The 18,616-nt window shown below is 66.8% G+C and carries 20 protein-coding genes; 3 read left to right on the forward strand and 17 right to left on the reverse strand.

The window, feature by feature from the left end:
* Positions 1-63: 63 nt before the first annotated feature.
* From ycaC to AC6LKD_RS29975, 3 genes are all read right to left on the reverse strand, one after another.
* Positions 64-690, reverse strand: coding sequence for an isochorismate family cysteine hydrolase YcaC (ycaC, locus tag AC6LKD_RS29965; RefSeq protein WP_492276557.1), 627 nt, complete (start codon positions 688-690; stop codon positions 64-66).
* A 58-nt stretch (positions 691-748) separates the two neighbouring features.
* Positions 749-1,426, reverse strand: coding sequence for a hydrolase (locus AC6LKD_RS29970; RefSeq protein ID WP_013395496.1), 678 nt, complete (start codon positions 1,424-1,426; stop codon positions 749-751).
* A gap of 114 nt (positions 1,427-1,540) precedes the next feature.
* Positions 1,541-2,488, reverse strand: coding sequence for a LysR substrate-binding domain-containing protein (locus AC6LKD_RS29975; RefSeq protein ID WP_013395495.1), 948 nt, complete (start codon positions 2,486-2,488; stop codon positions 1,541-1,543).
* Positions 2,489-2,598: 110 nt separating this feature from the next.
* Here AC6LKD_RS29975 and AC6LKD_RS29980 point away from each other — a divergent pair, with 110 nt between their 5' ends.
* Positions 2,599-3,417, forward strand: a complete 819-nt coding sequence (locus AC6LKD_RS29980) for a 2-keto-4-pentenoate hydratase (RefSeq protein WP_498118292.1) — start codon at positions 2,599-2,601, stop codon at positions 3,415-3,417.
* Positions 3,418-3,451: 34 nt separating this feature from the next.
* On the opposite strand, the gene AC6LKD_RS29985 is transcribed toward AC6LKD_RS29980, so the two are convergent.
* The 9 genes from AC6LKD_RS29985 to AC6LKD_RS30025 form a co-directional block, all read right to left on the reverse strand.
* Positions 3,452-4,540, reverse strand: a complete 1,089-nt coding sequence (locus tag AC6LKD_RS29985; protein WP_498118294.1) for a LacI family DNA-binding transcriptional regulator — start codon at positions 4,538-4,540, stop codon at positions 3,452-3,454.
* 52 nt (positions 4,541-4,592) lie between these two features.
* On the reverse strand, positions 4,593-5,600 hold the full coding sequence (locus AC6LKD_RS29990; protein WP_498118295.1) for a M14 family metallopeptidase: 1,008 nt from the start codon (positions 5,598-5,600) through the stop codon (positions 4,593-4,595).
* A 67-nt stretch (positions 5,601-5,667) separates the two neighbouring features.
* Positions 5,668-6,015, reverse strand: coding sequence for a RidA family protein (locus AC6LKD_RS29995; RefSeq protein WP_498118296.1), 348 nt, complete (start codon positions 6,013-6,015; stop codon positions 5,668-5,670).
* Between the two features lie 23 nt (positions 6,016-6,038).
* Positions 6,039-6,824, reverse strand: a complete 786-nt coding sequence (locus AC6LKD_RS30000; protein ID WP_207471949.1) for a transporter substrate-binding domain-containing protein — start codon at positions 6,822-6,824, stop codon at positions 6,039-6,041.
* 24 nt (positions 6,825-6,848) lie between these two features.
* The gene (locus tag AC6LKD_RS30005; RefSeq protein WP_013395489.1) at positions 6,849-7,589 is read right to left on the reverse strand and encodes an amino acid ABC transporter ATP-binding protein; all 741 of its coding nucleotides are present in this window, start codon (positions 7,587-7,589) and stop codon (positions 6,849-6,851) included.
* Entirely contained in the window at positions 7,576-8,226 is a 651-nt protein-coding gene (locus AC6LKD_RS30010) for an amino acid ABC transporter permease (RefSeq protein WP_013395488.1), read from the reverse strand. Before AC6LKD_RS30010 ends, AC6LKD_RS30005 begins: the two co-directional genes overlap by 14 nt.
* A gap of 11 nt (positions 8,227-8,237) precedes the next feature.
* Complete coding sequence (locus tag AC6LKD_RS30015) at positions 8,238-8,906, reverse strand: amino acid ABC transporter permease (protein ID WP_013395487.1); 669 nt, start codon at positions 8,904-8,906, stop codon at positions 8,238-8,240.
* A 3-nt stretch (positions 8,907-8,909) separates the two neighbouring features.
* Positions 8,910-10,211, reverse strand: a complete 1,302-nt coding sequence (locus AC6LKD_RS30020) for an alanine racemase (protein WP_498118298.1) — start codon at positions 10,209-10,211, stop codon at positions 8,910-8,912.
* A 118-nt stretch (positions 10,212-10,329) separates the two neighbouring features.
* The gene (locus AC6LKD_RS30025) at positions 10,330-11,292 is read right to left on the reverse strand and encodes an AraC family transcriptional regulator (protein ID WP_013395485.1); all 963 of its coding nucleotides are present in this window, start codon (positions 11,290-11,292) and stop codon (positions 10,330-10,332) included.
* Between the two features lie 319 nt (positions 11,293-11,611).
* On the opposite strand from AC6LKD_RS30025, the gene AC6LKD_RS30030 reads away from it, so the two are divergent.
* The gene (locus AC6LKD_RS30030; RefSeq protein WP_498118300.1) at positions 11,612-12,658 is read left to right on the forward strand and encodes an aldo/keto reductase; all 1,047 of its coding nucleotides are present in this window, start codon (positions 11,612-11,614) and stop codon (positions 12,656-12,658) included.
* 48 nt (positions 12,659-12,706) lie between these two features.
* Positions 12,707-13,366 carry a thiopurine S-methyltransferase gene (locus AC6LKD_RS30035; protein WP_013395483.1) on the forward strand — a complete coding sequence of 220 codons (660 nt, stop codon included), beginning with the start codon at positions 12,707-12,709 and terminating at the stop codon, positions 13,364-13,366.
* 47 nt (positions 13,367-13,413) lie between these two features.
* Here AC6LKD_RS30035 and AC6LKD_RS30040 read toward each other — a convergent pair whose 3' ends face one another.
* Genes AC6LKD_RS30040 through AC6LKD_RS30060 form a run of 5 tightly spaced genes read right to left on the reverse strand, consistent with a single transcriptional unit; the run spans position 13,414 to position 18,559 of the window.
* Entirely contained in the window at positions 13,414-14,181 is a 768-nt protein-coding gene (locus tag AC6LKD_RS30040) for an SDR family oxidoreductase (protein WP_498118302.1), read from the reverse strand.
* Positions 14,178-15,173 carry an NAD(P)H-quinone oxidoreductase gene (locus AC6LKD_RS30045; RefSeq protein ID WP_498118304.1) on the reverse strand — a complete coding sequence of 332 codons (996 nt, stop codon included), beginning with the start codon at positions 15,171-15,173 and terminating at the stop codon, positions 14,178-14,180. The genes AC6LKD_RS30040 and AC6LKD_RS30045 overlap by 4 nt, the downstream gene beginning before the upstream one ends.
* Positions 15,174-15,191: 18 nt before the next feature.
* Complete coding sequence (locus tag AC6LKD_RS30050) at positions 15,192-15,896, reverse strand: ABC transporter ATP-binding protein (RefSeq protein ID WP_013395480.1); 705 nt, start codon at positions 15,894-15,896, stop codon at positions 15,192-15,194.
* The gene (locus AC6LKD_RS30055; RefSeq protein WP_498118306.1) at positions 15,889-17,670 is read right to left on the reverse strand and encodes a branched-chain amino acid ABC transporter ATP-binding protein/permease; all 1,782 of its coding nucleotides are present in this window, start codon (positions 17,668-17,670) and stop codon (positions 15,889-15,891) included. Before AC6LKD_RS30055 ends, AC6LKD_RS30050 begins: the two co-directional genes overlap by 8 nt.
* Positions 17,671-17,692: 22 nt before the next feature.
* Positions 17,693-18,559 carry a branched-chain amino acid ABC transporter permease gene (locus AC6LKD_RS30060; RefSeq protein WP_498118308.1) on the reverse strand — a complete coding sequence of 289 codons (867 nt, stop codon included), beginning with the start codon at positions 18,557-18,559 and terminating at the stop codon, positions 17,693-17,695.
* Positions 18,560-18,616 lie beyond the last annotated feature (57 nt).

Below are 18,616 nucleotides of genomic sequence, written 5' to 3' on the forward strand. Positions count from 1 at the left end.
GTGCACGCCGCCGCGGAAGCTGCCGCCAGCCGGCTCAGCGCCTGGGCGCGGCCGGCCGGGACATTACCTGCTGCTCTTGACAGTGGAGTAGGCGGCCATCAGGTTGCGGTAGTCGGGGATGTGGTTGGAGAACAGCGTCCCCAGGCCTTCGATGTCGTTGCGCCAGTCGCGGTGCAGTTCGCACGCCACGCCGAACCAGCTCAGCAATTGCGCGCCGGCCTGTTCCATGCGGCTCCAGGCGGCGTTGCGGGTCACTTCATTGAAGGTGCCGGACGCGTCGGTCACGACGAACACGTCAAAGCCTTCTTCCAGGGCCGACAGCGCCGGGAACGCCACGCAGACTTCGGTGACCACGCCAGCGATGATCAACTGCTTCTTGCCGGTGGCCTTGACGGCCTTGACGAAGTCTTCGTTGTCCCAGGCGTTGATGTTGCCCGGACGGGCGATATAGGGCGCCTTGGGGAATTTGTCTTTCAGTTCCTGCACCAGCGGGCCGTTGGGACCGTCTTCGAAGCTGGTGGTCAGGATGGTAGGCAGCTTGAAATATTCGGCCAGGTCGGCCAGCGCCAGGACGTTGTTCTTGAACTGGTCGGGCTGGAAGTCCCGGACCAGGGACAGCAGGCCCACCTGGTGGTCGACCAGCAGCACCGCGGCCTGGGTCTTGTCGAGTTTCACATAGGGCTTGGTCATTGCATACTCCATGAGGGAATTGCGCGCCTTGCGGCGTGCGGGGAACATCAGGGCCGGCTCAACGCTGGGAGTCGAGCTGCTCGCCCTTCTTGATGACTTCCTGGGCCCGGTTGTAGCTTTCGATCAGCAACTGGTAGGGCGGGAAGATCTTGGTATAGACCTCGGCCCACTTGGCGGCGTCTTCGCGGTTCCAGGTCTTTTGCAGCTCGGCCGCGACGGCGCCTGTGTCCATGGGCACGACGCCGGCCTGCACCACGCGCGCCAGGGTGATTTCCTGGGCCATCTTGCTGTAGGTGCCCGAGGCGTCGACCACCACGAAGACCTTGTAGCCCTCGGCCACCGCGCTGATGGCGGGAAAGGCCATGCATACGCTGGTAATGGTGCCGGCGATGATCAGGGTCTTGCGGCCGGTCGCCTTGACTGCCGCGACGAATTCAGGATTGTCCCAGGCATTGATTTCACCTTTGCGTGCGACGTATTTCGCATGCGGGGCGTTCTCGTGGATTTCCGGAATCAGGGGGCCGTTGGGGCCTTGCGGCACGGAGGCGGTGGTGATGACAGGCAGCTTTGCCAGGGTGGCCATGGAGGCCAGCGCGCCGGCCAGCGAGCGCAGCTCGGTCATCGGCATGTCGGCAACCGTCTGGAACAGACCGCTCTGATGATCGATCAGCAGCATGGCGGCATCGTTGGGATCGATGACGGGGCGCTGGCCGTTGAAGTTGGCGGGGACGCTCATGGTGTGCTCCAGGTGAGGTGGGGCTAACCATGCTAGGAGCAACGCGGGCCGCTGGGTAGGCGGGGAAAATGGGTTTCTGCGTCCCACTCGTCGAACGCTGGCCCAGCCCCGGAGCTACTTCAAGGTGGGCAGCTTGTGGCGCACCTGCGTGTCGTGTTCGCGCTTGGCCACCTCCTGGTATTCGGAACTGAGGAAGTCCAGCAGTTCCCGCACGCCGGGCAGCAGGCCGCGGCGCGACGGGAAGATGGCGTGCACGCTGCCGGCCTCCGGCTGCCAGGGAGCGCCCACGTCCACCAGGGTGCCTGCGTCCAGTTCGTCGCGGATCATCAGCAGGGGCAGGGCGACCACGCCCACGCCGCGCAAGGCGGCCTGTTTGAGGGCCAGCATGTCGTCCGTCACCAGGCGCGGCGTGAACGGCACGACGATGCGCGCGCCGTCCGGCCCGTCCAGCCGCCAATGGGATTCGCGCTGTTCGGTGCCCAGAGCCAGCGTCGGCAATTCGCTCAGGGCGTGGGGATCGGCGGGCAGCGCGATGCTGCGCGCCAGCGCTGGACTGGCCACCAGACACTGGCAGCTCATGCCCAGGGGCTTCATGATGAGGTCGCTGCTCTCGATGGGCCCGAAGCGCACGCGCACGGCGATGTCGAAGCCCTCGCGCAGCACGTCCACTGGCCGGCTGAAGCTCTTCAAGAACACGTGGACCTTGGGGCAGCGGACCATGAAGCGGGCCACCAGATCGCCCAGGAAGTAGTAGATCAGCGCGGGCGGGGCGCTCATGCGTATCGTGCCTTGCGGCTCGGCCCGGGTGCGGTCGATGACTTCCTGGGCTGCTTCCGCGCCCGCCAGCATCGACAGGCATTGTTCGTAATATTCCTGACCCAATTCGGTCACGGCGAAGCTGCGCGTGGAACGCTGAATGAGCCGCACGCCCAGCCGGTCTTCCAGCAGCGCGATGCGCCGGCTGAGGCGGGACTTGGGTATGCCGAGCGCCCGTCCCGCAGGCGCGAAGCCGCCGTTCTTGACGACCTGGACGAAGTAATAGAGGTCATTCAAGTCGTGCATTGCTTCCCCCAACTGTTCTGAAAATAGGACATCAGAGGGGAGCATATAACGGCTGCGGTATTGCGCGGGCAGCTTTTCTTTTACATTTGAGCCTACCCTCAGGAGCCTCCATGCCAGCTTCCGACCCCGCCGCGCTCGCGCGCGAAATCAAGGCGGCGCAGGATCATGCCGCTTACCTCGCGCCGCCCACGGCCAGGCGGCCGCGCTTCGATCTGGACGCCGCCTACGACGTGGCGGCGCGGATCCATCAGGCGCGGCTGGCGGAAGGCGCGCTGCTCGTCGGCCGCAAGATCGGGTTCACCAATGCCGCGATGTGGGCGGCGCTGGGCGTGGACTTTCCGGTATGGGGACGGGTCTACGAGCATAGCGCGATCTACGACGACACCGGCGAAGTCCATTGCCGCCTGGGCCGCTATGTCGAGCCGCGCATCGAGCCGGAGATCGTGCTGCATTTCCATGCCGCGCCGCCGCGGACGCGAGACCCGGCCGCGATACTGGAGTGCGTGGACTGGATCGCCCATGGCTTTGAGCTGGTGCAATCACACTATCCCGCCTGGCAGTTCCAGGCCGCCGACACGGTGGCGGACAACGCCTTGCATGGCGCGCTATTCATCGGGCCGCTGGTGGAGGCCGCCGAGCTCGGGCCGGGGCTGGTCCAACGGCTGGCGGACTTCCGGATAGACCTGTCCTGCAACGGCATCCACCGCGAAACCGGGACTGGCGCCAACGTGTTGGGCAGCCCGCTGGCGGCGCTGGCCCATCTGCTGGCGGTGGTGGCGGAACGGCCGGCCGACGAGGCGATCCAGGCGGGCGAACTGGTCACGACAGGCACGCTGACCAAGGCCTGGCCGGTGCATCCGGGCGAAACATGGAGCACCGCGCTGGACGGCATTGGCCTGCCGGGCTTGCGCATCGTGTTCGACGAGTGATCTTGCGCCGGCCGTTGCCGGCCGGCCCGCGAGCCTAGGCGCTGGCGCGCTGGTTGAGCGTCAGCGGAAACACTTCCTGGCGCGCGGCGGGTGCGCCGCCATTCAAGCGTTGCAGCAGCAGTTCGCCGGCGCGCGCGCCGAGCTTGCGGCTGTCCACGCCTATGGTGGTCAGGCCCGGCTCGATTTCGCTGGCGATGTCGGTATCGCCGAAGCCCAGGATGGCGACGTCGCGCGGAATGGCGAGCTGACGGTCGCGCGCCTCGAACAAGGCGCCCACCGCCAGCAGGTCATTGGCGCAGAACACGGCGTCGAAGGCCTGGCCCATGGCGAGCAGGCGGGTGAAGGCCGCGCGTCCGTCGGCGATGGTCTGCGCGTTGTCCACGGCCAGTTCGGCCACCACTTGCAGGCCTAGCTCGGTGGCGGCGGCGTTGAAGCCCTGGCGCCGCAGATCGCCGCGGCCGCCCTGGCGGGCGACGAAGGCAACGCGTCGGTAGCCGCGCGCGGCCAGATGGCGCGCGGCCATGACACCGCCGTCATAGTTGGAAAAGCCCACCAGCATGTCGATGGGATCGCGCGGATAGGCCCAGGTTTCCATGATGGGGATGCCCAGCTCGCGCAGCGACTGGCGGTTTTCCTCGAGTTCGATGACGCCGGTGAACAGCACCGCCGCGGGCCGCAGGGCGCGCAGCGACGCAATCATGCTGGTTTCCTTGGCGTAGGAATACGAGGTCTGTCCCACCATGAGCTGGTAGCCCTGCGGCTCCAGCACTTCGGCGCAGCCCTGCACCGCCAGCGCGAACTGCTGGCTGAGGATGTTGGAGACGAAGGCCGCCACCACGCTGGACTGCCCGGAGCGCAGGGCCCGCGCATGCGGGTTGGAGGCATAGCCGGTCTGCGCCACCACCTGCAGGATGCGGTCGCGCTTTTCCTGCGCCACTTTCTCGGGCTGGCGCAAGGCCCGCGATACGGTGATGGGCGAGACCCCCGCCAGCCTGGCCACCTCCTCGATGCGCGGCGGTTTGGCGGGGGCGGCGGCGCGCGCGGGCGCGGCGGCGCCCTCGGGACGCACGCGCAGCACGTCGTCATAGGTGGGGGCGGAAGGAGGCGCGGGCCGGTGGCTCATGCGATTTCTTTTGATTGTTCCGGGGTCAGGCGGCAGCCGTCAGGATATCAGCCTAGCCGACCGGACGCGCAACCTGGATCAGGCTGTCGCCGGATTCGCAGTCGGTATGCAAGCGCCGGGAAATGACGATGCCCGACTGGCGGAAGCGCAGGATTTCCTCTTCCGCATCCAGCTGGTTGAGGTCATGGTAGTAGCCCGCGACATCGCCTGCTCGGACCGTGGCGCCGATGTCGACCGCCGGCTCGAACCAGCCGCGGCGGGTGGCGAAGATGTTCTGCTCGTGGCTGTCCAGTTCGAGCAGCTGCATGGCGGGCGCGCCGGGCGCGTGCGGGCCGAGCAGCGGCGCGTCAGTCACGCCCAGCTTCTGCAGCAGATTGTCGATGGCGCGCTGGGTGGCCGCCAGCGTGGCCGGGGTCAGCGTGCCGCCGCCGCCGAATTCGCCGCTGATGCCGATGGCGCCCGCGCGCGCGGCTGCCGCCATGGAGGTAGGCGCATCGCGGCCGTTGGCGGCGACGAAGGCGTGGCCCATGCCCAGCGAACCCATCAGGTCCAGCGCGCGTGCCATGCGCTCGGGCGAGTCCTGGCGCTCGATCAGGGCGGTGGGCAGGTGCGCCATCGAGGTGCCGCCGGAATGGATGTCGAACACCACATCGTGGCGCGGGAACAGTTCATGTTCCAGGAAGTGCGCCAGGCGTTCGGTCGGCGTGCCGCCGGGCACGCCGGGGAAGGCGCGGTTCAGATTGCCGTTGTCCAGCGGCGAGCGCCGCCGCGCCGCCATGACGGCGGGCAGGTTGGCCAGCGGCAGGATCGTGACCTCGCCGCGCATGCGGGCGGGTTCCAGGCGGCGGATCAGGCGGCCCAGGGCGACCTCGCCTTCGTACTCGTCGCCATGGTTGCCGGCCATGAGCAGCACGCGCGGGCCGCTGCCGTTGCGGATGCGGCAGATGGGCGTCTTGATCTGGTAATAGGGCGAACGGTCGACCGAATAGGGGGTGCCCAGGAAGCTGAGCGCCTTGCCGTCGGCGTCGAAATCTATCTCGTGAAACAGGCCGGTATGCATGGGGAGATACAACGGCGCCGCGCAAGGCGGCGCGAAAAAGGGGATCGGAAGGCCTAGGCAACGCGCCTTAGCGCAGCGCGGCGACCGCGGTCATTTCGACGCGCAGGGCGGGGTCGGCCAGGCGCGCTTCGACGCAGGCGCGGGCCGGCGGGTTGGCGGGGTCGATCCAGGCGTCGTAGACGCGGTTCATGGCGTCGAAGTCGCCGATGGCGGGCAGGAATACGTCCACTGCCAGCAGGCGGGATTTGTCGCTGCCAGCCTCGGCCAGCAGCGCCTCGATCTTGGCCAGCACTTCGCGGGTCTGCGATTCGAGCGAGCCCTGGCGGTTGTCGGCCACCTGGCCGGCGATGAACACGAAGCCGTTGTACGAGACGGCCTGGCTCATGCGCGAGCCGGATTTGTAGCGTTTGATCATGCGAGTCCTTTTGATTCGGCCGATTACATCTGCGGCAGGGTCTGGGCTTCCTTGAACCACTTCTGCTGCAGGGCCGGCAGCTTGCCGTTCAGGCGGTTGGTGAAGAGGAAGGTGTTGATCCAGTTCAGCAGGTTCTGCTGGCCCTGCTGCACGGCGGCGTGGGCCGGCGACTGGCGGATCAGGAACTTGAGCTGGGGTGCGCGGGCGGGATTGTCTTCGGTCACCTTGAGCGCGATGGCGCTGTTCTCGGCGAACGACTCCGACTGGCCGGCCAGATAGGCGGCCACGGCCGACGGCGTGTCCTCGAAGCGCACCAGCTTGGCGCCGGGCGCGTTGTCGGTGAGCCAGATGTCCAGCGTGGAGCCCTTGGCGACCGCGATGCTGTGGCCCTTGAGTTCGTCGACGCTCTTGGCCTGCGGCATGGCTTCGCCGCCATAGACGCCCAGGTTCACCGCGGCGTAGGGCTGCGAGAACATGACCTGCTGGGCGCGCTCCGGGGTGGCGCCGGCGGCTGCGATCAGCACATCTACCTTGCCGGCCAGCAGGCTGGGGATGCGGCTGGCGCCGGTGACCTGCACCAGTTCCAGCTTCACGCCCATGTCGGCAGCCATCAGTTTGGCCAGATCGATGTCCAGGCCAGCGGCCTCGCCCTTGGCGTCCTTGAAACCCCAGGGAGCGGCATCCATCAGCACGCCCACGCGCAGCTTGCCCGCGCCCAGCACGTCCTGCAGTTTGTCGGCGGCCGAGGCGGGCGCGGCCAGGGAGAGACAGAGGGCCGCGGCGGCGGCCAGCTTGGCGTACAGTTTCATGCGATGACTCCAGGGGCGGGTGCTTCAGTGAGTGGAAGGCGCGGCCGTGCCGATGAACTGGCGCAGCTCGGGGGTTTGGGGGTTGGCGAAGAGTTCGGCGGGCGGGCCCTGTTCCCAGACGCGGCCCTGGTGCATGAACACCACCTTGGACGCGACGTTGCGGGCGAAGGCCATTTCATGCGTCACCAGCACCATGGTCATGCCCTGGCGCGCCATGTCTTCCATGACCTTCAGCACCTCGCCCACCAGCTCCGGGTCCAACGCCGAGGTGACTTCGTCGAACAGCATCAGTTGCGGCGCCATGGCCAGGCAGCGGGCGATCGCCACGCGCTGTTGCTGGCCGCCCGACAGCAGGGCCGGATAGGCGTCGATCTTTTCGGCCAGCCCGACGCGGCGCAGCACGTCCAGCGCCAGCGCGCGGCCCTGCGACTTGGCGATCTTGCCGTTGAGCGTGGGCGCCAGCGTGATGTTGCGTTCCACGTTCAGGTGCGGGAACAGATTGAACTGCTGGAACACGATGCCCACGCGTTGGCGGAACTGGCGCAGTCCGGGCATGCCGGCATGGATCTGTTCGCCGCCGATGCGGATGTCGCCGTCGTCCACCGTTTCCAGCGCGTTCAGGCAGCGCAGCAGGGTCGACTTGCCGGAACCGGAGCGGCCGATGATGGTGACGATCTCGCCTTCGTTGACCTCGAGCGAGACGCCGTTGAGCACCGCGTTGGCGCCGAAGCGTTTGTGGATATTGGAGACTTCAACGAGCGCCATGGAAGCGGCCCTCCAGGTTACGGGCCCACATCGTCAGGGGCAGGCACGCCGCGAAGTACAGCAACGCGACGCAGGAATAGACCAGCAGGGGCTGGAAGGTGGCGGCGCTGGCGATCTGCCCGGCGCGCGCCAGTTCGACGAAGCCCACCACCGAGGCCAGCGAAGTGCCCTTGATGAGCTGCACCAGGAAACCCACCGTGGGCGGCAGCGACAGGCGGAAGGCCTGCGGCGCGATCACGTGGCGGAACTGGTGCCATTTGGACAGGCCCAGGCAGGCGGCCGCCTCCCATTGCTCGTGCTTCACGGCCTGGATGCCGCCGTACCAGATCTGGCCCAGGAAGGCCGCGGTGTAGATGATGAAGGCGACGCTGACGGCGGTCAGTGCGGGCACTTCGATGCCCAGGAACACCGGCATGCCGAAGTAGAAGAACATCAGCAGGCCCAATAGCGGCACGCCCTGGACCAGCTGCTGCAGGGCCGCGGCCAGCCAGCGCAACGGCGCCGAACGGTGGCCGCGCAACAGCGCCAGCCCCAGGCCCAGCGGCGCGCCGATGGCCAGCGCGATCAGCACCAGGGCCACGGTCCATTGCAGCGCGCTGATGAGGGAGGCGAAATCGCTCAAGGTAAACGTACGCATGCTTGCAGCTCCTAGCGGCGCACGGGCCAAGTGAACGTCAGGCGGCCGGCCAGGGCCAGCAGGGCCTTGGTGATCAGCACCAGCGTGAAATAGATGCCGCAGATCACGGCATAGACCTCGAAGCTGCGGTAGGTGCGGCTTTCGATGAAGCTGCCGGCATGAAACAGGTCTTCGGCCGACACCTGCGAGGCCAGCGAAGTGCCCAGCAACAGGATGACCAGTTGCGTGCCCAGGGCCGGATAGACGTTGCGCAGGGCGGGCGCCAGCACGATATGGCGGTACACCTGCCAGGTACTCAGGCCCAGGCAGTGGCCGGCTTCGATCTGGCTGCGTGGAATGGAGTCCAGGCCTGCGCGCAGGATCTCGATGGCATAGGCGCCGAAGTACAGGCTGAGCGCCAGCGCCGCGGCCACGAAGGGCGGCATGCGCAGGCCCAGTCCCGGCAGGACGAAGAACACCACGAACAGCTGGATCAGCGACGGCGTGTTGCGGAACACCTCGACATAGGCGCGCAGCGCCAGCTTGACCGGCTTGGGGCCGTGGCGCGTCAACACGGCGCCGGCCAGGCCGATGGCCAGTCCGGCGACCACCGCGATGATGGTCAGCTCCAGCGTCACCTGGATGCCGTCCCAGAGCTGTTCGCGGTAGCGCCAGACCTGTTGGAAGTTCAGCTGTTGCATGGCTTACCCGAAGAACGTGCGATACGCCGACTGCACGCGGCCGTCGGCGTCCAGGCCGAAGAAGACGCGCCAGCGGTCCAGACAGGTGCAGGGGTGGGAAATGCCAAACTCGATCACATCGCCCGGCGCCAGTTCGCTGTCCGCCGCGATGGCCAGGAAGGCGTGCTGGTCGTTGAGCCGCGTGACGCGGGCCTGCGCATCCCAGCCGGGCAGGGCCGCGCCGCCGCGAAAGGCCGCCAGCGGCGCGGGCAGGTCCTGGTCGTAGGACACGTCGCGCATGCCGAAGCCGCAGATCGCCAGGCCCGGCTCCGGGCGCGACAGGACTTCGCCCCACAGGCGCAGGGCCGGCCGGAAATCGGTGGCGGCGCTGCGCGCCTGGCCGTCGACCTGGAAGCCCGCGCGGGCGTCCATGGCTTGCAGCGCGCGCTGATAGGTGCCGTGGTCATGGAAGAAGATGGCGCCGCTGCGCAGCACCAGCTGGGCATTTCCGTCCTCGGCGAGCCAGCCTTTGGCCGCCTGGGTGACATGGTCGAAGAAGGCCGAGCCGCCTGCCGTGAATACCAGCGGCGCTTGCGGCGCCAGGGCGCGCACTTGTTGGAACGCCCGGGCGGCGCGCGCCATCAGCGCGGCGATGTTCTGCGCGGTGAGCGCAGCGTCAGACGAGGCGACGGCGCCTTCATAGGTGGCCACGCCCGCCAGCGCCAGTTTGTCGCCCTGTTCGCCGATCGCGTCGAGGATGGCCGCGACCGCGGCATCGTCGCGTGCGCCCGCGCGGCCGCCGCCGACTTCCACCAGCACCTCCACCGGCCGGCCGGCTTCAGCCGCCGCGGCGGCCAGCGACCGCACCGTGGCAGCGGAATCCGCGAAGGCCAGCAGGCGCGCATCGGGGTAGGCCGCCAGCAGCTTGCCCAGGCGGGCGCCGCTGGCCGCGCCGCCGATCTCGTTGCCCAGCATCAGGCGGGAGACGCCGGCGCGCAGCAGCACCGCGGCTTGCTGCAGGTTGGCGACGGTGGCGCCCCAGGCGCCGGCATCCAGCAACCGCTGCACGATCTGCGGCGACATCGGCGTCTTGGCATGCGGCGCCAGCGCCGCGCCGTGGCTGCGGGCGTACTGGAAGATCTGTTCGACGTTGTGGGCGAAGGCCGGCTCGTCCAGCGTCAGGACGGGCAGGGCCATGTTGCCGCTGCTGGGCTGCCAGCCGCGGGCCGCCACGGCGCGCAGCGCAACCGCTGGCTCGCCCGGAGGAATGCCCCGGTAGGTGTCGTCCAGTGGAGTATCGAGCAGGGTTTCCAGGAAGGGATTCATGCGGCCGCCGAAGAAGGATTCAGGGATATGACAACGTTATCATTTGATGGCGGCAGTCTAATGGTAACGTTGTCAAATTAGGATTAGGGCAATCCCTAGGAAAGCGAAAACCGGCGTTTCAAGCCGGCGCCAGCGCGGTTTCGTCCTTCCAGCGCTGCTTGTCGCGCAAGGGAGGCGAGCCGAACAGGCGGCTGTATTCGCGGCTGAACTGCGAAGAGCTTTCATAGCCCACGGCATGAGCCGCCAGCGCCACGCCGGCGTCATCGGTCAGCATCAGCCGCCGCGCTTCCTGCAGGCGCAGGTGCTTCTGGTATTGCAGCGGGCTCATGGCGGTGGCCTGCTTGAAATGATGGTGCAGCGACGACACGCTCATGTGGACGTCGCGTGCGATCTCTTCCACGCGCAAGGGCTGCGCGTAGTTGTCGCGCAGGATGCGGATGGCCTTGGCTACGCGGTTGAGTTGGCTGTCTTGCAGCACCGACTGGCGCAGCACCGTGCCCTGGCCGTTCATCAGCAGGCGGTACAGCAGTTCGCGCTTGACCAGGGGCGCCAGGATGGGGATGTCGCGTGGCGTATCCAGCAGGCGCAGCAGGCGCAGTACCGCGTCCAGCAAAACGCTGCCCAGCGGATTGACGCAAAGCGCGCGTCCGGCCTCGGCAGGCGGCTGGGCGGGCAGGTTTTCGTCGCTGATCAGCGCGGTGATTTCCTCCACGTTCAGGTCCAGCCGCAAGCCCAGGTAGGGCAGGGTCGGGCTGGCGACGGAGACCTTGGCCACGACCGGCAGTTCCACCGAGGAAATCAGATAGTGGAAGGGATCGTACTCGTAGGCCTCGTCGCCGATGAGCAGGCGCTTGGACCCTTGCGCGATGACCGCGAACGCTGCCTTTTGCAGGCCGGGCTTGGCGCCGGTGGGCTGCGAAAGGCGGTGCAGGAACAGGCCTTCGATGGGCGTGTCCAGCGAGCCCTCCAGATCGCCGGTCATGCGTTCCAGCGTGCAGAGCAGCTCGCGCCGCGCCGGCTCGTAGGCGGCGTCCAGCGTCGGGCCGGCGCGGTGGTCGGTAATGGCGGTTGTCATGGTCATGGGGGCTCCCGTGGCGCACCGCGCCGGGAAGGCGGGCGGCGGAGGAAAATCGGAGAATCGGGCGGCTTTCAGTGTATGCCCAAGCGGGGCTGCTTCCAGGGTGCCGTCTCTTTCACGGAGAAATGGGCAGGAAATCCGGAGGAATGAGCGCACGCCGATTGGATGCCTGGCGTTGCCGGAGAATTGGGCAAAAAAAGGGCAGGATCAAGCAGCGCCCGCGGCCGGCGCCGGACGCATACTGCCTCCATCCCGGCAGACGGGCTGAGACTCTTCCATCCTGGAGTGCCGGCTCCCGTCGAGCCCTTGAAGGAGTGCAACCATGCGGTACAAGAAATTCGGCAGTACTGGCCTGTTCGTGTCGGAACTCTGCCTGGGCACCATGACCTTCGGCGGCGAAGGCGAGCTCTGGAGCAAGATCGGCAGCCTACAGCAGGAAGACGCCAACCGGCTGGTGGGCCGGGCGCTGGATGCCGGCGTCAATTTTATCGACACGGCCGACGTGTATTCCGAGGGCCGTTCAGAAGTCATCACCGGCCAGGCGCTGCGCGACCTGAAAGTGGCGCGCGAGGACGTCGTCGTCGCGACCAAGGTGTTCGGCCAGACGGGGGCCGGCGTCAATGCGCGCGGCAACTCGCGCTCGCACATCATGGACGGCGTCAAGAAGAGCCTGTCGCGCCTGCAGCTGGACCATATCGACCTCTACCAGATCCACGGCTTCGATCCCGCCACGCCGGTGGAGGAAACGGTCAGGGCGCTGGACAATCTGGTGCAGCACGGCCACGTGCGCTACGTCGGCGTGTCCAACTGGGCTGCCTGGCAGATCATGAAGGCGCTGGGCATCGCCGAACGCCTGGGCCTGGCGCGCTTCGAGTCGCTGCAGGCCTACTACACGATCGCCGGCCGCGACCTGGAGCGCGAGATCGTGCCCATGCTGCAAAGCGAAGGTGTCGGGCTGATGGTGTGGAGTCCGCTGGCGGGCGGCCTGCTCAGCGGCAAGTACAGCCGCGACGGCCAGGCTGAAGCCGGCAGCCGCCGCGCCGCCTTCGACTTCCCGCCGGTGAACCAGGATCGCGCCTACGACAGCATCGACGTCCTGCGTCGCATTGCCGGCGCGCGCGGCGTGTCCGTGGCCCAAGTGGCCCTGGCCTGGCTGCTGCACCAGCAGGCCGTGACCAGCGTCATCATCGGCGCCAAGCGCGTGGAGCAGCTGGACGACAATCTGGCGGCAACTTCCATCCGGCTGACGGCCGACGAACTGGCCGAACTGGATCAGGTCAGCGCCTTGCCGCCGGAGTATCCGGGCTGGATGCATGTGCGCCAGGGCGAATACCGGCGCAAGCAGCTGAGCGATTCCGGCGCGGCATAAGCCAGCACTACAATGCCTCGCAACGATTACACAGGAGGCAGAGCAGGCATGGACGCGGAATTCTGGCTTGAGCGCTGGCGCGAAGGGCGCACGCATTTTCATCAATCGCGGGTGACCCCGCTGCTGCAGAAGTACTGGCCTACGCTGGGCGTGCCCAAGGACGGCCGCGTACTGGTGCCGCTATGCGGCAAGTCGCTGGACATGGTGTGGATCGCGGCGCAGGGGCATTCCGTGCTGGGCGTCGAGCTGTCGCAGCTTGCGGTCGAGCAGTTTTTCGAGGAAAACGAACTCAAGCCGCTGACCCACGTGTCCGTCTATGGCAAGCACTACGTGGCAGGCAGCATCGAAATCATCTGCGGCGACATCTTCAAGCTGGACGCGCAGTTGCTATCGCATTGCGTCGGCGCCTATGACCGCGCCGCGCTGGTGGCGTTGCCCGAAGCCATGCGCGCGGACTACGTGCGCCACGTCTACGGCAATCTGTCGCCCGCCTGCCAGGGCCTGCTGATCACGCTGGACTATCCTCAAGAGGAAATGTCGGGGCCGCCGTTCTCGGTGGTGGACAGCGAAGTGCAGGCGATCTTTGCAGGCGTGTCGCCCGCCAGGATCATCGACCGCCGCGACATCCTGGAAAAGGAACCCAAGTTCCTGGCCGCCGGCGTGAGCCGGCTGGACACGGTGGTCTACCACTTGGGCACGCAGGAATGAAGGAGACGCCCGCCTGAGTTTGCAGGCGGGCGCTTTTCATCACGACATCAAGTCATCAGCCAGCCGCCGGCTACGTCCAGCACCTGACCGGTGACGAAGCGGGCCTGGTCCGACGCGAAGAACAGGCAGGCATCCGCCACTTCCTCGGGCGTGCCCAGGCGGCGCAGCGCGGTCACCTGCGCCACGGCGTCATTGATTTCCTTGGGTACGGATTTCAGCAGAGGCGTGCTGATGCGTCCGGGCGCCAGCGCATTGACCGTGACCTCGTGTTCGCCCAGTTCGGCGGCCCAGTGGCGCGTCAGGCCGATCAGGCCGGCCTTGGTGGCCGCATAGTGCGCCGCCACGATGTCGCAGTAAGCCCGGCCGGCTACCGAAGACATGTTGATCACGCGGCCTTGGCGCTCGCGCACCATGTGCGGCGTGGCCAGGTGCGTCATGTAGAACACGCTGTTCAGGTTGACGGCGACCACGTTCTCCCATTCCCGCGGCGGCATCTCCCAGACCTTCAGCGCGCGCCCGTCCGTCTTGGGCGAAATGCCGACGTTGTTGACCAGAATGGTGGCCGCGCCCAGTTCGCGGCTGATGCGCTCATAGGCCGCCTGGCATTCCTCGAAACGCGCCACGTCGGCGTGCACGAAGCAGACCTGATGGCCGCGCTTGCGCAGTTCCTTCTCGTAGGCCTGGCCGCCCTGCGAATTGAAGTCGATCAGTCCCACGCGGCCGCCCTCGGCCAGGAAGCCCTCGACGATGGCCGAGCCTATGCCGCCGACGGCGCCGGTGACGATGGCGACCTGATCCTGGAAGCGCCCGCTCATGCGCCCACCTTCAGCATGATCTTGCCGATGTGCTTGCTGCTTTCCATCAGCGCGTGCGCCTGGGCCGCTTCGGCCAACGGGAACACCTGGTGGATGCGCGGCAGGCATTGCCCTTGCTCCATCAGCGGCAGCACCTTATCCGCCAGCGCTTGGGCGATCGCGCCCTTGTCTTCGTCGGAGCGGGGGCGCAGGGTGGATCCGGTGAACTGCAGCCGCTTGATCATGATGGGCATGGCATCGATCTCGGCCTTGCTGCCTTCCAGGAAGGCGATCTGCACCAGCCGGCCGTTGACCGCCAGCAGCCGCAGGTTCTTGTTGATGTAGGCCCCGCCCACCATGTCCAGGATCACGTCCACCCCCGGACCGCCGCTGCCCTGGCGCACCTCGGCCTCGAAGTCGGCCTCGCGGTACAGCACGGCGTGATGCGCGCCGGCGGCCAGGCAGGCCTCGGCCTTTTCCTGGTTGCCCACGGTGGTCCAGACCTCGGCGCCGAAGGCGCGGGCCAGCTGGATCGCGGTCAGGCCGATGCCGCTGGATCCGCCGTGCACCAGGAAGCGCTCGCCGGCCGCCAGGCGGGCGCGGTCGAACACATTGGTCCACACCGTGAAGTAGTTTTCGGGGATGGCGGCGGCCGTCAGCAGGTCCAGGCCGCGCGGCACCGGCAGGCAATGGCGCTCGTCAGCCAGGCTGTACTGGGCATAGCCTCCGCCCGGCGTCAGCGCGCAGACCTGGTCGCCAACCTTCCAGAGGCTGGCCTCGGGGCCGGTGGCGATGACGGTGCCGGATACCTCCAGCCCCAGATGGGGCGAGGCGCCCGGCGGCGGCGGGTAGGAGCCGGAGCGTTGCAGCACGTCGGGGCGATTGACCCCGGCGTAGGCGACTTCGATCAGCACCTGCCGACCGGCGGGCGCTTCCATGTCGCGTTCGGCCAGGCGCATGCAATCGGGCGCGCCGCCCTGGCCGTGGTCGATGTATGTGCAGCGTAAAGACATAAAAGAGAATCCTTGGTATCAGTGGCCCAGATAGGCCTTCTTCACATGCGGGTCGCTCAGCAGTTCCGCGCCGGTGCCGGTGCGCACGATGGCGCCGTTCTCCAGCACGTAGCCGCGGTCCGCCAGCCGCAGCGTGCGGAACACATTCTGCTCCACCAGCAGCACGGTCACGCCGTGGGCGGTGACGCCGCGGATGATGTCGAACATCTGCTGCACCAGCAGCGGCGACAGGCCCAGCGAGGGCTCGTCGAACACCAGCAGCTTGGGATCGGCCATCATGCCGCGCGCGATCGCCACCATCTGCTGTTCGCCGCCGGAGAGCGAGCCGGCGTACTGGTTCAGCCTTTCTTTCACCCGCGGAAAAATGCCCAGCACTTCGTCCAGCTTGCGCTGCACGATGGGGCGGGCGGCGCGCTTGTACGAACCCATCAGCAGGTTGTCGCGCACCGTGAAGTGCGGGAACAGCTGGCGGCCTTCGGGGATCATGGTGATGCCGGCGTCCACGATGTCGTAGGGCTTGCGGTTGGTCAGGTCCACGCCTTCGAATTCGACCTTGCCTTCCATCGCGCCGATGACGCCGCAAAGCGTCTTCAAGGTGGTGGTCTTGCCCGCGCCGTTGGCGCCAATCAGCGTGACGATCTCGCCGGCTTGGACCTCGAAGTTCAGGCCGTTCAGGACCTGGCTCTTGCCGTAGCCCGAGGACAGATTCGAAACCTTAAGCATCCTGGTACTCCTTGCCCAAATAGGCTTCGATGACGGCCGGATTCTCGACCACGTCCTTGGGCGCGCCGCTGACCAGCACCGCGCCTTCGTTCAGCACGATGATGCGGTCGGACAGCGCCATGGTGGCCTGCATCATGTGTTCGATCAGCAGCACCGAAACGCCCGAATCGCGGATGCGCCGGATCATCTGGATCGACTTCTCGATGTCGGTCGGATTCAGGCCCGCCATCACCTCGTCCAGCAGCAGGATGCGCGGCTTGATCGCCAACGCGCGGGCGACCTCCAGGCGCTTCATGCCGCCCACGGTCAGGTTGCGCGCCTCGATGTCCAGGGACTTCACCAGGTCGGTCTGCTCGGCCACCTTCATGGCGATCTGCTCGGCCTCATCGCGGTTCGAGGTCCGGATGAAGGCGCCCAGCATGATGTTCTCGAGTACGGTCAGGCCGGTGAACGGCTTGGCGATCTGGAAGGTGCGGCCCAGGCCCTGGTGCGCGAATTCGTCGGGCGTCTTGCAGGTGACCCACTTGCCGTGCGCGTCCAGCATACTGATGCCGCCTTTGTCTGGCGACAGGAAGCCCGACAGCAGGTTGAACACCGTGGTCTTGCCCGCGCCGTTCGGGCCTATCATGCCCAGGATCTCGTTCTGGTTCAGCGTCAGCGACACGTCGTTGGTGGCGCGCAGGCCGCCGAAGCTCTTGAACAGTTTTTCGGCTTTCAGCACCGGTTGATCGGTGCGTTCGGCGCTGCGCAGGCGCAGTTCATCGGCCAGCTTGAGCTTGGCGCGCGGCGTGCCCAGATAGGGCAGGCGCGACAGCCAGCGCTCGATGGTCGGACCGAAGGCGCCGGCCAGGCCGCGCGGAATGGTCAGCACCACCGCCACCAGGATCAGGCCGTAGATCAGCCCGTGCATGCCGTTGCCCACGCTGCTGAGCCAGCCGCGCGCCAGTTCGGCGATGGGCAGCACCAGGAAGGTGCCGGCGATGGGGCCGGCCACCGTGCCCAGACCGCCGATCAGGGCGAACATGGCTACCTGAATCGACAATTCCAGCGAAAATGCCGAGCTGGGATCGACGAAGGTCAGGTAGGTGATGTGGAAGGTGCCGATGATGCTGGTCAGCATGGCGGACACGACCGCGGCGATGATCTTCATGCGCACGGTATGGATGCCCACCGCCAGCGCAGCGTCCTCGCGTTCGCGGATCGCGATCAGGTAGTGGCCGATGCGCGACTTGCGGATGTACCAGGATGCCAAGGTCACCAGCAGGAACAGGCCGAAGGCGATGATCACGTAATTGACCTTCTCGCGGAACACGATCCAGGTCCAGCCTATGTTCAACGGCAGGCTGATGCCGCTGGAGCCGCCGGTCCAGCTTTCTTCGTGGATGACCAGGAGGCGCACCACTTCCAGGATGGCGATGGTGGCCAGCGCGAAGAACGGGCCTCGCAGCCGCAGGGTGGGGTAGCTGATCAGGATGGCCACCGCGCCCGAGATGACCGCGCCCGCCAGCATGCCGAACCACGGTGAAATGCCGAAGTTCTGCGTCAGCAGCGTGGCGGTATAGCCGCCGATGCCGTAGAACACGGCGTGGCCCAGGGACAGTTGGCCGGCGTAGCCGCCGACGATGTTCCAGGCCACCGACAGGGCCGAGAACACGAACAGCAGCACGAACAGATTGGTCCAGAATGGCGTGCCCATGACCACGGGCACCAGGAACATCGCGATCAGCAGGATCAGGCTGACGTAGGTCTTGGGGTGTCGAATATCGGGAAACACATCTCGCTCCTTGTTGCTCTGATCACTCTGTGCCGACGCCGAACAGGCCGTTCGGGCGCAGCACCAGGATCAAGAGGAAGATCCCGAAATACACGACCTCTTTCAGGTCGGGGGCGATGTAGAAGCCGGCCAGCGTGTCGACGATGCCGATGATCATGGAGCCGGCCACGGCGCCGTACAGGCTGCCCAGGCCGCCCAGGACGACGATCACGAACGCCGTCAGCACGAAGTACGTGCCCACGGTGGGAAACACCGGATACTGCGGCGCCAGCAAGCCGGCGGCGATGCCGACGAAGGCCGTGCCCAGGCCGAAAGCGATGGCGTAGACGTTATTGACGTTCACGCCCATCAGGGTGGCGGCGTAGCGGTGTTGCGCCACTGCCCGCAGCGCGCGGCCCAGATAGGTGCGGTGCATGAACAGGTGCAGCAGCACCGCCAGGCTCAGGCCGATCACGAAGGTAATCAGCTGTCCGGTCACCATCGAATAGGGGCCGATGTCGATGGCGTTGGTGCCCAGCTCCACCGGCGCGCGGTAGACGTTGGCGCCGAAGATCACCAGGGCCAGGTTCAGGAGAATGGTGGATACGCCCACCGTGGCGAAGATCTGGATGTGCTGGTCGGCGTTGAGCAGCGGCTGGATGATGCCCTTCTGCGTCAGCGCGCCCAGCGCGAACAGGATGACTGCCACCGGCACCAGGCCGGCATAGGGATGCATGCCGAATTGCGCCGCGATCAGATAGACCATGTACATGCCTATCATCAGGAATTCGCCATGCGCGAAGTTCACCACGCGCACCACGCCGAAGATCAGCGTCAGCCCCAGGCTGATGATGGTATACGCGCCGCCCAGCAACAGGCCGTTGATGACCAGTTGAATGAATAGTTCCATGTTGCAACCTCTTAGAGCGGGTAGCGGCCCTGGTTCGGCCGAGCTGTCGGCCGAACC

The sequence above is a fragment of the Achromobacter sp. D7-1 genome (assembly GCF_059760445.1).